The organism is Cellulomonas sp. Marseille-Q8402 (genome assembly GCF_965119525.1).
Genome location: NZ_CBCPLX010000002.1, coordinates 394604 through 407702, shown reverse-complemented (window position 1 = coordinate 407702; position 13099 = coordinate 394604). Strand labels below are relative to the sequence as shown.

General features: G+C 76.9%; 13 protein-coding genes. 3 read left to right on the top strand and 10 right to left on the bottom strand.

What is annotated here, in order from left to right:
• Window positions 1–64: 64 nt before the first annotated feature.
• Both ACWPWW_RS12885 and ACWPWW_RS12880 read left to right on the top strand, forming a co-directional pair.
• A complete protein-coding gene (locus ACWPWW_RS12885) occupies window positions 65–598 on the top strand; it encodes a sigma-70 family RNA polymerase sigma factor (protein WP_454050769.1) in 534 nt (177 codons plus the stop codon).
• Window positions 595–1992 (top strand): hypothetical protein, encoded by a 1398-nt coding sequence (locus ACWPWW_RS12880; RefSeq protein WP_454050768.1) that lies wholly within the window; start codon window positions 595–597, stop codon window positions 1990–1992. The genes ACWPWW_RS12885 and ACWPWW_RS12880 overlap by 4 nt, the downstream gene beginning before the upstream one ends.
• A gap of 79 nt (window positions 1993–2071) precedes the next feature.
• Here the strand turns inward: ACWPWW_RS12880 and ACWPWW_RS12875 are convergent, their stop codons facing one another.
• The 5 genes from ACWPWW_RS12875 to ACWPWW_RS12855 form a co-directional block, all read right to left on the bottom strand.
• Window positions 2072–2407: an STAS domain-containing protein gene (locus ACWPWW_RS12875; protein ID WP_454050767.1), complete on the bottom strand. Its 336-nt coding sequence runs from the start codon at window positions 2405–2407 to the stop codon at window positions 2072–2074.
• Window positions 2408–2483: 76 nt separating this feature from the next.
• On the bottom strand, window positions 2484–3203 hold the full coding sequence (locus ACWPWW_RS12870) for an anaerobic ribonucleoside-triphosphate reductase activating protein (RefSeq protein ID WP_454050766.1): 720 nt from the start codon (window positions 3201–3203) through the stop codon (window positions 2484–2486).
• A 10-nt stretch (window positions 3204–3213) separates the two neighbouring features.
• On the bottom strand, window positions 3214–5031 hold the full coding sequence (locus ACWPWW_RS12865; RefSeq protein ID WP_454050765.1) for a ribonucleoside triphosphate reductase: 1818 nt from the start codon (window positions 5029–5031) through the stop codon (window positions 3214–3216).
• 245 nt (window positions 5032–5276) lie between these two features.
• Complete coding sequence (locus tag ACWPWW_RS12860; RefSeq protein WP_454050764.1) at window positions 5277–6896, bottom strand: 5-oxoprolinase subunit B/C family protein; 1620 nt, start codon at window positions 6894–6896, stop codon at window positions 5277–5279.
• A 10-nt stretch (window positions 6897–6906) separates the two neighbouring features.
• The gene (locus ACWPWW_RS12855; protein WP_454050763.1) at window positions 6907–7680 is read right to left on the bottom strand and encodes a LamB/YcsF family protein; all 774 of its coding nucleotides are present in this window, start codon (window positions 7678–7680) and stop codon (window positions 6907–6909) included.
• Between the two features lie 115 nt (window positions 7681–7795).
• On the opposite strand from ACWPWW_RS12855, the gene ACWPWW_RS12850 reads away from it, so the two are divergent.
• Window positions 7796–10420 carry a DEAD/DEAH box helicase gene (locus ACWPWW_RS12850; protein ID WP_454050762.1) on the top strand — a complete coding sequence of 875 codons (2625 nt, stop codon included), beginning with the start codon at window positions 7796–7798 and terminating at the stop codon, window positions 10418–10420.
• Between the two features lie 79 nt (window positions 10421–10499).
• Here the strand turns inward: ACWPWW_RS12850 and ACWPWW_RS12845 are convergent, their stop codons facing one another.
• The 5 genes from ACWPWW_RS12845 to ACWPWW_RS12825 all read right to left on the bottom strand — a co-directional run bounded on the left by ACWPWW_RS12845 (window position 10500) and on the right by ACWPWW_RS12825 (window position 12902).
• Window positions 10500–10931 carry an Rv3654c family TadE-like protein gene (locus ACWPWW_RS12845; RefSeq protein ID WP_454050761.1) on the bottom strand — a complete coding sequence of 144 codons (432 nt, stop codon included), beginning with the start codon at window positions 10929–10931 and terminating at the stop codon, window positions 10500–10502.
• 2 nt (window positions 10932–10933) lie between these two features.
• A complete protein-coding gene (locus tag ACWPWW_RS12840; RefSeq protein WP_454050760.1) occupies window positions 10934–11251 on the bottom strand; it encodes a TadE family type IV pilus minor pilin in 318 nt (105 codons plus the stop codon).
• A 98-nt stretch (window positions 11252–11349) separates the two neighbouring features.
• Window positions 11350–11565, bottom strand: coding sequence for a DUF4244 domain-containing protein (locus tag ACWPWW_RS12835; RefSeq protein ID WP_454050759.1), 216 nt, complete (start codon window positions 11563–11565; stop codon window positions 11350–11352).
• 232 nt (window positions 11566–11797) lie between these two features.
• Window positions 11798–12358, bottom strand: a complete 561-nt coding sequence (locus tag ACWPWW_RS12830) for a type II secretion system F family protein (protein WP_454050758.1) — start codon at window positions 12356–12358, stop codon at window positions 11798–11800.
• Window positions 12351–12902: a type II secretion system F family protein gene (locus tag ACWPWW_RS12825; protein ID WP_454050757.1), complete on the bottom strand. Its 552-nt coding sequence runs from the start codon at window positions 12900–12902 to the stop codon at window positions 12351–12353. The genes ACWPWW_RS12830 and ACWPWW_RS12825 overlap by 8 nt, the downstream gene beginning before the upstream one ends.
• Window positions 12903–13099 lie beyond the last annotated feature (197 nt).

Below are 13099 nucleotides of genomic sequence, written 5' to 3'. Positions count from 1 at the left end.
TCTCGCCCGCCCACGCGTCTGGGAGGCAGGACGATGAGAGCACGACCGTGGGCGGGGTGAGGGCGTGGCCTGGGAGCGCGAGCTCGAGGACTTCGTGCGGGAGCGGGGCTCCGCGCTGGTGGGGTACGCGTACCTGCTGGCCGGCGACCTCGCCGCCGCCGAGGACCTCGTGCAGGAGGGGCTCGTCCGCACGTGGACGCGCCGGCGGACCGGTGCGGACGTCGCGTGGCTGGAGGCGTACGTGCGCCGGTGCATCCTGCACGCGTTCGTGGACGGCACGCGACGCGCCCGGCGGTGGCGGGAAGCCGTGCCCCTGGTGGCCGTCGCCGAGCACGCCCGCGACGGCCACGCCGCCGCCGACGACCGCAGCGCGGTGCTCGGCGCCCTGGCCCACCTGAGCCCGCGGCAGCGCGCGTGCGTCGTGCTCCGGTTCTACGAGGACCTCCCGGTCCAGGACATCGCGGACCGGCTGCAGATCAGCACCGGCGGGGTCAAGCGGTACCTGCACGACGCCAACGGCGTGCTCGCCCCGCTGCTCGGCCCCCAGGCGGGTCTCACCGCCGAGGACATCCCGACCACGAAGGGCCGTGACCGATGAACCGGGACCTGGACTCCGCCCTCCGCGACCTGGCCAGCGGGGCCGCGGCCGCGCACCGCACCCGTGTGGACGCGGAGGCGGGCCTGCTGCTCGATCCGACGGTCCGCCGCGTGCGCCGCCGCCGCGTGGTGCGCGGTGCGCTGGCGACGACCGGCACCGCCGCGGTGCTGACGGGCCTGGTGCTCGGCGGGCTCGCGCTCGGCCGGGAGCCCGCCCCGCAGCCTGCCGGGCCGACGCCGTCGCCGTCGGTCTCGACACCGGACCCGACGCCCACCCCGACGCCGAGCGTGACGCCGGCCCCGCCGCCGGCGGCGCTCGGCCCGGTGCTCCCGACCGGCGATCCCGCGCTGCCGTTCGGCGCCTGCGGCTCGCTCGCGGGCGCGGCCCCGGCCACGCCGGTCGACCCGGCGTTCCTCACCGAGATCGAGGTCGGGTCCCCGGACGTGCCGGCCGGAGGCAGCCTGGAGGTGCGCGGCCTGGTGCACCGGCCGTCCGACCCCGCCACGGCGACCTATTACACGGCGGTCCCGTCCTCCGGTCCGCGGCTCGCGGTCCTGCGGGACGGCGTCGTGGTGGGGACCGGCCTGCTGGGCGGCGACGCCTCCTGGGAGCTCCGCAACGGGTACCTGGGCGAGGCGCGCTGGTCCGCCGACTGGCTCCCGCTCGCCGTGTGCGGCCCCGACGGCCAGCCCGGCGTCTCCGCGGGCGCGCCCCTGCCCGCCGGTGCCTACCAGGTCGTGCCCTGGGCCGACGTCGTCGACCTCGGGACGTCCGACGAGGGCCTGGTCACCGACGGCGGCGACCTCGTCGACGGTGCGCAGGCCGTCGACGGCCGCGGCACCCGCGTCACCGCGCTGGGCGCACCGGTCGACTTCACGGTGTCGGGCACGGCGGACACGGTGGCCGCACCCCCCGGGTCCGGTGGCACGCCCACGATCCCCGCCGGTGGCGCGGGGCCGCTGTGCACGGGTGCAGCCCCTGCGGGCGCGTCGACCGGTCCGCTCCGCCTGGACAACCCGTTCACCGGCGGCGTCGTCTCGCCCGGCGACCTGGCCGACCTGACCACGGACCTGACCTACACCGGCGAGGGCCGGCTGGGGTTCCGGGCCGTGCCCCTGTGGGTGCTGGTCACCCAGGGCGGCCTCGTGGTGGGCTCGAGCCCGTACCCGTACGAGGCGGACTGGCGGCCACTGCTCGCCACCGGCACGGCGGCACCGCTCACGCCGCTCTCCGGCGAGCTCACCACCTGCGACACCGGCGAGCCGCTGCCTGCCGGGACCTACGAGCTGTGGCTGAGCGTCCAGGTGCTGCCCGACGGGACGCCGCCGGACGCCGACGGCACCTGGACCTGGTCGACCGTCGTCAGCGAGCCCGCGACGCTGGTCGTCCCGTGACCCTGCCCGCACCACGTTCTCGCCCCGTCGCGCAGCTCGTGGGGCAGTACTGCCCTGAGCGGTGACGAGCGACGGACCGTCAGCCCTCCGCGCGGTCAGCCAGCGCCTCGTCCACGGTCTCCCGGATGGTGAACACCTGGGTGAGCGCGGTGATGCGGAACACCTTGAGCAGGCGCTCGGAGTCGATGACCAGCTGCAGCCGGCCGTCGAGCCCGCGGACCCGCTTGAGCACGCCCACGAGGAGACCGAGGCCGGTGGAGTCCATGAACCGCACCTCGGTCAGGTTCACGACCAGGTCGACGTGGCCCTGGTCGACGAGCGCGGTCAGCTTCTCCCGCAGCGCGGGCGCCGTGTACACGTCGATCTCGCCCGTGACATCGACGACCGTCCGGCCCTCGACCGTCCTGCTGGCCACACTCACGTCCACCTGGGCTCCCCTCGCACTGGGAGCATTCAAACAGACGGCGCACGCGCGGGCGTGCCGGTCACCCTCACGCGTGTCTGCCGGTGGCGGCCGCGAGCGCCGCGCGGTACTCGTCGGTCGTCCCGTCGGGTCGCACCCGTTGCAGCACGTGGTCCCGCACACCGAGGTCCGCGAGCGTCGCCGAGAGGCCGGCGACGTCGTCGGGGCTCAGCACCGTGGGGTCGACGGTCGTGCGGACCTGGACGTCGACGCCGGACTCCAGGACGAGCCGCAGGGAGGCGAACGCCTGGTCGGCCGCGGTCGTCGGGCCTCCCGTGCGGGTGATCGCCCGGTACAGGTGCGCGGGGGCCTTCACGTCCAGCCCCACCCAGTCGACGTGCGGGAGCAGCGCGGCCAGCCGCTTCGGGTAGGCGCCGCCCGTGTGCAGGCCGACGCCGAAGCCGGCCGCGCGCACCTCGCGCACGGCGTCGAGCAGCGCGACCTGCCGGGTCGGCTCGCCGCCGGAGAAGACGACGCCGTCGAGCAGCCCGACGCGGCGCGCCAGCAGCGCCCGCACCCGCCCCCACGGGACGACCCCGGGGGTGCGGGGGTCGAGGATCGCCACGTTGTGGCAGTAGGTGCAGCGCCACGGGCACCCCTGCAGGAAGGCGGTCGCGACGAGCCTGCCGGGCCAGTCGACCGTCGAGACGGGGACCAGGCCGGCGATCTCCAGGTCGTCGGCGCCGGCGCGCCGACGACCCGCGACCGGGCGGGCCGGGGTCGCCGGCCCGCCCGTCACGGTGCCCATCCGGCGGACCTCAGACCGTTGCCGGCTCGAGGAACGACGTGCGCTCGGCGTGCTCGCCCCGCTTGCCGATGTTGAACGAGCTGACCGGGCGGAAGTAGCCCATGACCCGGGTCCAGACCTCGCAGTCGACGGGCGCGGCGGCCGGTCCGCGCTCGGTCGCGCACCGGTCGCACGTCCAGTGCTCGCCGGCCAGGTAGCCGTGGTGCGGGCAGATGGAGAACGTCGGCGTGATCGTCAGGTACGGCAGCCGGAACCGGGTCAGCGCGCGCTTCACCAGCTGCTTGCACGCCTCGCCGCTCGAGACCCGCTCGGCCATGTACAGGTGCAGCACGGTGCCGCCGGTGTACTTGCGCTGCAGCTCGTCCTGCCGCTCGAGCGCCTCGAACGGGTCGTCGGTGAAGCCGACCGGCAGCTGCGAGGAGTTCGTGTAGTACGGGTTCTCCGACGTGCCGGCCTGCAGGATCTCCGGCCAGCGCTTCCGGTCCTCCTTGGCGAACCGGTACGTGGTGCCCTCCGCCGGCGTCGCCTCGAGGTTGTACAGGTGCCCGGTCGACTCCTGGACCTCGACCATGCGGGCGCGCACGTGGTCGAGCAGCCGCACCGTCATCGCGTGCCCCTCCTCGGACGTCAGGTCGTGCACGTCGGAGGTGAAGTTCCGGACCATCTCGTTCAGCCCGTTCACGCCGATGGTCGAGAAGTGGTTGTCGAGCGTGCCGAGGTACCGCTTGGTGTACGGGAAGAGGCCCTCGTCGATGTACTTCTGGATGACCTGGCGCTTGAGCTCCAGCGACGTCACGGCGAGGTCGATCAGGTGGTCCAGCTCGCGCAGCAGGATCGCCTCGTCGCCGCGGTACAGGTGGCCGAGTCGCGCGCAGTTGATGGTGACGACCCCGAGCGACCCGGTCTGCTCCGCCGAGCCGAACAGCCCGTTGCCGCGCTTGAGCAGCTCCCGCAGGTCCAGCTGCAGCCGGCAGCACATGGACCGGACGTCGCCGGGGTTCATGTCGGAGTTGATGAAGTTCTGGAAGTACGGCAGCCCGTACTTGGCGGTCATGGCGAACAGCAGGTCGGCGTTCTCCGACTCCCAGGGGAAGTCCTTCGTGATGTTGTACGTCGGGATCGGGAAGGTGAAGACCCGCCCGGACGCGTCGCCCTCCGTCATGACCTCCATGTAGGCCCGGTTGAGCATGTCCATCTCGGTCTGCAGGTCGCCGTAGGTGAAGTCGACGGGCTCGCCGGCCACGAACGGCACGTCGTCGCGCAGGTCGTCGGGGCAGGTCCAGTCGAACGTGAGGTTGGTGAACGGCGTCTGCGTGCCCCACCGCGACGGCACGTTGAGGTTGTAGACGAGCTCCTGGATGCCCTGCCGGACCTGCGTGTACGTGAGGCCGTCGAGCCGCACGTAGGGCGCCATGTACGTGTCGAACGAGCTGAACGCCTGGGCGCCCGCCCACTCGTTCTGCATCGTGCCGAGGAAGTTCACGATCTGGCCGATCGCCGAGGAGAAGTGCTTCGGCGGGGTCGCCTCGACCTTGCCCGGCACGCCGTTCAGGCCCTCCTGGAGCAGCGTGCGCAGCGACCAGCCCGCGCAGTAGCCGCTCAGCATGTCGAGGTCGTGGATGTGCAGGTCGCCGTCCCGGTGCGCCCGGCCGACGGCCTCCGGGTAGACGTGGCTCAGCCAGTAGTTGGCGACGACCTTCCCCGCGGTGTTGAGGATCAGGCCACCCAGCGAGTACCCCTGGTTCGCGTTGGCGTTGACCCGCCAGTCGCTGCGCTGGAGGTACTCGTCGATGGAGGAGCCGACCTCGACGACGGGCGAGTGATCCATGGGGGCATGCCTTTCCGGTGCGGGTGGTGTCGCCGCCCGCCCCGGCACGTCGGCACTACATGTGGTGGTGCGACGGCCGTGCGGCAACAAGATGTGACAGTTCTATGCCGGTGGCTGGACGACTCCGGGGACCTTCGTCCCGGCCTCGGGCGTGGGCCCGGGCGGCGGCGGTCGGGGTCGCCGCGAACTCCCCCGGACGCGCGGCGTGTCGCTGCGGCGCGGGTCGCGGCGGGCCGCGGGGGTCGTCAGGCGCGAGCGCCGGCCGGCGCGAAGGTCACCGCGTCCCCCGGCCTGAGCTGGGCGGCCCGGTCACGGGAACCCGGCTCGACCACGGCGAGCACGGGGTAGCCGCCGGTGACCGGGTGGTCGGCGCCGAACACCACGGGGCGCCCGTCCGGGGGCACCTGCACGGACCCGGGCACGAGCGGCTCCGAGGGCAGCTCGCCACGCTCGAGCCGGCGCACGGGCGGACCGTCGAGCCGCACCGCGACCCGGTTGCTCGCGGGTGTCACGGTGTACGTGGCCGCGCAGAACCGGTCGAGAGCGTCCGGCGGGAACCAGTCCGCGCGCGGTCCCGGGCGCACGTGCAGCACCGCCGGGTCGTCCCAGGCGCGCGGCGGGTCGGCCCACGGCTGCGCGGCCTCGACCACCCGCCTCCCCACGAGCAGGACGTCGCCGGCCCGCAGCGGGGCCGGGCCGATCCCGGACAGCTGGTCTGCCGACCGCGACCCGAGCACCGGGGCGACGTCGATCCCGCCGCGCACCGCGACGGTGACCCGCAGGCCGCGGGTCGCGTGGCCCGTGCGCAGCACGCCGCCCGGCGGGACGCGCGTGGCGGCGTGCGGGGCGACCGGCGTGCCGCCGACCCACGCCGGCACCTCGGCACCGGCCAGCGCCACGACGCCGCCCCGGGGGAACCGCAGCTCGACGCCGCCGAGCAGCACCTCGAGCACGGCCGCGTCCGGGGCGTTGCCGACCAGGCGGTTCGCGAGGCGGAGCGCGCCGAGGTCGGCGGCGCCGGACCGGCCGACGCCGACGGCGGCGAGGCCGGGGCGGCCGCGGTCCTGCAGGAGGGCGAGGACGCCGGGCGCGAGGACCTCGACGGTGGGGGCGTCGGGGGCCGGCTCGGTGCGGCCGGGGGTCGGCGGCAGTGCGGCGGGGCGTGGCACATCCGCCCCGACCGGCGCGAACCGCACCCGCGTCCCGGGCGGCAGCAGCGCCGGCGGGTCGCGGTCCACGTCGAACAGCGGCACGTCGCACGTGCCGAGCAGCATCCACCCGCCGGGGGTCGCCGCCGGGTAGACCGCGGCGAACTCACCCGCGACGGCGACCGACCCGGCCGGGACCCGCTCGCGCGGGGACGCGCGCCGCGGCACGTGCAGCGCCGGGTCGAGCCCGGTCAGGTACGCGAACCCGGGCATGAAGCCGCCGAACGCGACCGTGTACGTCGCGGCGGCGTGCCGGCGGACCACCTCGGCCTCGTCGAGCCCGGACAGCCGCGCCACCTCCGCGAGGTCCGCACCGTCGTAGCGGACCGGCAGGACGACGGGCTCGGCGACGGGCCCGGCGGCCGGCTCGGCACCGGGCTCGGCGCCGGGCTCGCCGTCGCCGGGCTCGCCGTCGGTCGGGCCGTCGTCGGGGTGCGGGACCGCACGCTCGGCGCACGCGGTGAGCACGCCGACCGCCGACTGCGCCTCCGCCGCCGTGGCGAACCGCACCAGCAGCGTGCGGGCCGCCGGGACGACGTCGACCGTGCCGGTCAGCGGCTCGGCGCGGAGCGTGTCGTCCAGCGCACGCACCGCGCCGAGCCCGGGCAGGTCCGCGAGCAGCGCGTCCGTCCCGTACGGCACGACGCGGACGGTCACGTGCGAGCCCTCACGCCGCGACGGGCCGCAGCGACACGCCCGCGGACTCGAGCGCCGCCCGGACCGCACGCGCCACCGGGACGGCGCCCGGGGTGTCGGAGTGCACGCAGAGCGAGGCGGCCTCGACGGCCACGTCGCCCCCGTCGACGCTCGCGACGACCCCGTCCCGCGCCATCCGCACCGCCCGCTCGGCGGCCTCGTCGGGGTCGGTGACCAGCGCACCGGGTCGTGTGCGCGGCACGAGGGTGCCGTCGGCCAGGTAGCCGCGGTCCACGAACGCCTCGGTCACCGTCCGGAGGCCGGCCTCGCGCGCCAGCCGCAGCACGGCCGACCCGGGCAGCCCCACCACCGCGAGCCCCGGGTCCACCCCGAGCACGCCCGCCACGACGGCCGCGGCCTGCTCCTCGTCGGCGACGATCCGGTTGTAGAGGGCGCCGTGCGGCTTCACGTAGCGGACGCGCCCGCCGACGGTCCGGGCGACGGCCTGCAGGGCACCGACCTGGTACGCCACCTCGGCCGCGAGCACGCCCGGCGGGACGTCCAGGCGCCGCCGGCCGAAGCCCGCCAGGTCGCGGTACCCGACGTGCGCGCCGACGGCCACGCCGCGGGCGACCGCGGTGGCGCAGCGCGCCGCCATGATGGCTGGGTCTCCCGCGTGGAAGCCGCACGCGACGTTGGCGCTGGTGACCACCGCGAGCAGGGCGTCGTCCGTGCCCGGCTCCCCGAGCGTCCAGTCGCCGTAGCCCTCGCCGAGGTCGCAGTTCAGGTCGATGTGCGTCGCCACCCGCCCATCCTGCCGCCCCGCGCCGGCCGTGCGCCGCCCCGTGCGCGGTCCCGCGTGCCGTCCGGGCGTGCGACGCCCGTACGACGGACCGCCGCGCAGGGGCGAGGATGGTGCCGTGGTCGGGACCGGTGAGCTGCTGGACGTGCTGCTCGCCGGAGGGCGGCGGGCGGACCGGCTGACGCACGTCCGGCACCTGCCGGCGCGACCCGGGGTCCAGGCCGACTGGCCGGAGTGGGCCGACCCGGACCTCGTGGCCGGGTACCGCTCGCTGGGCGTCGAGCGTCCCTGGCGGCACCAGGCCGACGCCGCCGACGCCGCCTGGTCCGGCCGGCACACCGTGCTGTCGACGTCGACGGGGTCCGGGAAGTCGCTCGCGTTCTGGCTGCCGTCGCTGACCGCCGTCCGCGCCGACGCCGCGGCCCGCACGCTCGACCCCGGCCGCATCGAGTCGGTCACCCGCCGCGGGTCGGTGCTGTACCTCTGCCCCACCAAGGCGCTCGCCGCCGACCAGCGGCACGCCCTGGACCGCGTGCTGCACGCGGCGCGGCTGCGCGACCTGCGGGTCTCGACCTGCGACGGCGACACCTCCCAGGAGGAGCGCCGCTGGGTTCAGGAGCACGCCGACGTCGTCCTCACGAACCCCGACTTCCTGCACTTCGCCCTGCTCCCCCAGCACCGCCGGTGGGCCCGTCTGCTCGGGTCGCTGCGGTACGTCGTCCTGGACGAGTGCCACGCGTTCCGCGGGGTGTTCGGCGCGCACGTCGCCGCGGTCCTGCGCCGGCTGCGGCGCGTGGCCGGCGTGTACGGCGCCGACCCGGTGTTCCTCCTGGCGTCCGCCACCACCGCGGAGCCGGCCGTGAGCGCCGCCCGGCTCATCGGGGTCACCCCCGGCGAGGTGGTCTCGGTCGACGACGACGCCTCCCCTGCGGGACGCAAGACGGTGGCGCTCTGGCAGCCTCCCGAGGTCGCCCCCGCCGAAGGTCCGTGGAGCGGGTTGCTGCCCGAGGACGACCCGTGGGCGCTGCCGCTCGACGAGCCGCCGGTGGACGTCGACCGCGCGGCCCCGGACGACCGGGGCGCGGCCGCCGAGGACGAGCCGGCCGCCGACGGGACGTCCGAGGCCGGTGCGGTCGTGGACCCGAGCGCCCGCACCGCCGCGCCCGCGCCGGGACCGGACGCCGGCTCCGTCGGCCCGGCGCGCGAGGGCTCGGGCCCGCTGGGCACCGGCGAGGACCTGGTCGCGGACGACCCCGACCGCCCCCGCCGATCGGCGACGGCCGAGGTCGCCGACCTGCTCGCCGACCTCACCGCCGCCGGGGCCCGCACGCTCGCGTTCACCCGGTCCCGCCGCGCCGCCGAGTCGGTCGCCACCGTGACGCGGGAGCACCTGCGGGAGGTCGACCCCGAGCTCGCCGCCGGCGTCGCCGCCTACCGGGGCGGGTACCTGCCCGAGGAGCGCCGCGCGCTCGAGGACGCGATCCGGACCGGCCGCCTGCGCGCGCTGGCCACGACGAACGCGCTCGAGCTCGGCGTCGACATCTCCGGGCTGGACGCCGTGGTGATCGCGGGCTGGCCCGGAACCCGGGTCTCCCTCTGGCAGCAGGCCGGACGGGCGGGACGGGCCGGGGCCGACGGCCTCGTGGTGCTCGTCGCGCGGGAGGACCCGCTCGACACGTTCCTGGTGCACCACCCGGAGGCCGCGCTGGACGCACCGGTCGAGGCGACGGTGTTCGACCCGAGCAACCCGTACGTCCTCGCCCCGCACCTCTGCGCCGCCGCGGCCGAGACGCCGATCCGCACCGAGGAGCTCGACCTCTTCGGCCCCGGCACCCGGGAGCTGCTGGACGTCCTGGTCGCACGCGGCGCACTGCGGCGCCGGCCGTCGGGCTGGTACTGGACGCACGCGGAGCAGGCCGCCCGGCTCACCGACCTGCGGGGCACCGGCGGCGACCCGGTCCGCGTCGTCGAGTCGACCACCGGCCGCCTGCTCGGCACGGTGGACTCGGCGGCCGCGGACTCCACCGTGCACCGCGGCGCGGTCTACGTGCACCAGGGGGCGACCTACGTCGTGGACGACCTGCACCTCGATGACGGCGTCGCCCTGGTGGACCGCCGCGACGTCGACTACGGCACCTGGGCGCGGTGGGTGACGACGACCGAGATCCGCTCCACCACCGCCGAGCGCCGCTGGGGCCCGGTCACCTGGGGGTTCGGCGCCGTGGACGTCACCACCCAGGTGCTGAGCTTCCAGCGCAAGCGCATCCCCGACATGGAGGTGCTGGGCTCCGAGCTGCTCGAGCTCCCCGCCCGGACCCTGCCGACCACCGCCGTCTGGTGGACGGCACCGGCCGAGGTCCTCGAGCAGGCGGGCATCACCGTCGAGACCGCGCCCGGCGCCCTGCACGCCGCCGAGCACGCCTCGATCGGGCTGCTGCCGCTCCTGGCCACCTGCGACCGGTGGGACCTCGGCGGTGTCTCGACCGCCCTGCACGTCGACACGGAGCAGGCCACCGTCTTCGTCCACGACGCCTACCCGGGCGGTGCGGGGTTCGCCGAGCGCGGGTACGCCCTCGGCGCGACGTGGCTCCGCGCCACCCGCCAGGCGATCGCCACGTGCCCGTGCCGGACCGGGTGCCCGGCGTGCGTGCAGTCGCCGAAGTGCGGCAACGGCAACAACCCGCTGGAGAAGGCCGCGGCCGTGCGCCTGCTCGACGCCGTCCTCGCGCACGCACCGGCCTGAGCCCGCCGCCGGCATCCCGGCCAGGCCGCCGGCATCCCGGCCAGGCCGCCAGGCCCCGGGCGAGCACATCCGCCGCGCGTCATCCGGGGCCCGCCCGGCGGGGCCCGGCGCTGGCCCGCGCGGTCGCGTCACCCACGGGCGCCGCGGCCGTCGACCGCACCGCGACCACCCCGCCACCCTCGACGGTGCACGACGCGAGCACCGCGCCGTTCCGCTCGACGACGTCCCGCGCGACCGCGCAGGGACCGGCCCGCCCGCGCAGCAGGTGCTCGGCGGCCGCGAGCGCCCCGAGGTCGGCCGCCGCCTGCGCCCGGGAGCGGGCGACCTGCGCCCCCACGAGCATCCCGAGGGCACCGGTCAGGAGCACCGTGACCGCCACGACGACGAGGACCAGCACCGACCCCGACCCACGGTCCGACCCCCACCGGGAGGCCGACCCGCGCCCGGCGTCCGACCCCCACGGGCGGCCCGACCCCGGCCGGCGTCCTCCGTCGGCCGGGCGCCGCGGCACGCTCACGGCTCCGCCCGCGCCGTCGCGGAGGCGTGCACGACGAGCCCGCCGACGAGCGGCAGCGACGGCCCGACGGTCCCGTCGACCGTCACCACCACCCAGCCGTCGTCCCGCCCCACCGCGACCCGCACCCCGTCACCGGCCACCCGGCGCGCGGCGGCGGACACGGCGGTGTCGTCCTCCCCGAGAGCGGCCACCCGCGCCCCGGCCCGGGCGGCGTCGGCGCACCGCAGCTGCGTGGCGGCGCCGGCGGTGAGCGCGACCACGACCCCGACCAGCAGCGCGACCACCGGCAGCAGCACCGCGAACTCGGCGGTCACGGAGCCCCGGTCCCCTGCCGGGATCCGGTCCCCCACCGGGATCCGCGCCCGCACGCGGTCCCCCCGGTGCGCCGCCCGCACACGTTCCTCCGCACCGTTCACACCGACAGCGCGCCCCGGACCAGGGACGTGAGGGTCTCGCGGATCTCGGCGCTGCGGAGGATGACCACGAGCAGGCCCGCGAAGCCGACAGCCGCGATCATCACGATGGCGTACTCCGCCGTGGCCATCCCGGCGTCCCGGGTGACCCCGGCGAACCGGCCCCGGACCCTGTGCGCGAGGCGGCCTGCCCGCGCCGCGACCCCACGCCTCACGCGGCTCCTCGTGAACCCGTGCGCGCGCCGCGCCGCGGTCCGGCCCGTCGATCCCTGGTGCATGTCGTGCCTCCTGTCGTCCGTCGTCAGCCGCTCACCGGCCGACCACCCGACCCTGTCGCGGTCGCGGTGCACGGCAGGCGACGGTGAGGTCCCACCTGGGGACGCCGCGCACGAGCAGCAGCTGTGGACGACCCGGCACCCGCCCGGCGAGCGGTTGGCCGGCGGGCCGTCACCCGAGCAGGCTGCGGCCGAGCGAGACGAGGACAGGCACCAGCCCGACGAGCACGAACGCGGGGAGGAAGCACAGCCCCAGCGGGAGCACGAGGCGTACCCCGAGCCGGGCGGCGGCCTCCCGGCCGGCCCGGTCCCGGCGACGGCGCAGCTCGGCGACGACGGTCCGCAGCGGCGGGCCGGGTGCCGCCCCGGTGCGCCAGGCGGCCGCGAGCCCGTCGAGGGTGCCGCCCAGCGCGGGGGCGTGCGCCCAGGCCGTCTCCCAGGGCGCGCCGAGCAGCAGGGCCGCCCCGGCCCGCGTGAGCTGGGAACCGGTACGGCCGCCGAGCACCGTCCCGACGGCGTCGAGGGCGCCCGGGACGCTGGCGCCGGACTCCACGGCGACGGCGATCAGCTCCACGACGGTGACCACGTCGGACGGGCCGGTCCCGTCGGCGTCCGGCGACCCGGTCCGGACGGCCGCACGGCTGGGACCGCCGTCGGAGGAAGGTCGGCGCGCGATGGGCCGCAGGAGCAGCAGGGAGCCGGCGACCAGGAGCGGGAGCAGCACCTCACCCACCGGGGCCGTCTCCTCCGGCCAGGCGGGCGCGCGCGACCATCCGCCCCACCCAGAGCCGCCCCAGGACCGTGAGCGTCCCGCCGGCGACCCCGGCCGTGGTGCCGAGTCCCCCGCGCAGGAGCACGCCGAGGGGATCCGCACCGAGCAGCGTGCCCAGTGCGACTCCGAGGGCAGGCAGCCAGGTGAGCAGGGTCGTGGTCTGCTGCGGCCCCGCGAGCGCCGCGCGGACCGCCGTCTCCGCGTCGGCGTCCGCGGTCAGGGACCGGACGCACCCGTCCAGCACCCCGGCGAGCGGCGCACCGAGCCGGGCGGCGAGCCGGGTCGCGGCGAGCACACCCGTCACGCGGCGGCGGAGCTGCTCGGCGGCATCGGCTCGCAGCCGCGGCGCACCGCGCGGGCGCGCACCCGGGGCGGCACCGCTCACGGCCGCCACCACGTCCAGCACCCGCGGTACGCCGTCCGGGCCGGCAGCGACGCCGAGGACCGTCCGCCACGCCTCCGCCGGCGACTGCCCCGCGCGCACCTCGGCCGCGACCGCCGTCACCGCGGCGCAGAGGGCCGCGGTCGGGTCGGGTCGCCCCCGGCGGCCGAGCAGCCGCCGGCCCCTGCCCGGCCCGTCGGACCCCGCGACGCCCTCCGCCCCCGGACGCGAGGGGTGCGACCGGGCCGGCCGTGCCGACCGGGCCGATCGGGCCGATCGGGCCGATCGGGCCGACCGCGCGGCCGCCCCGGATCGCCCCG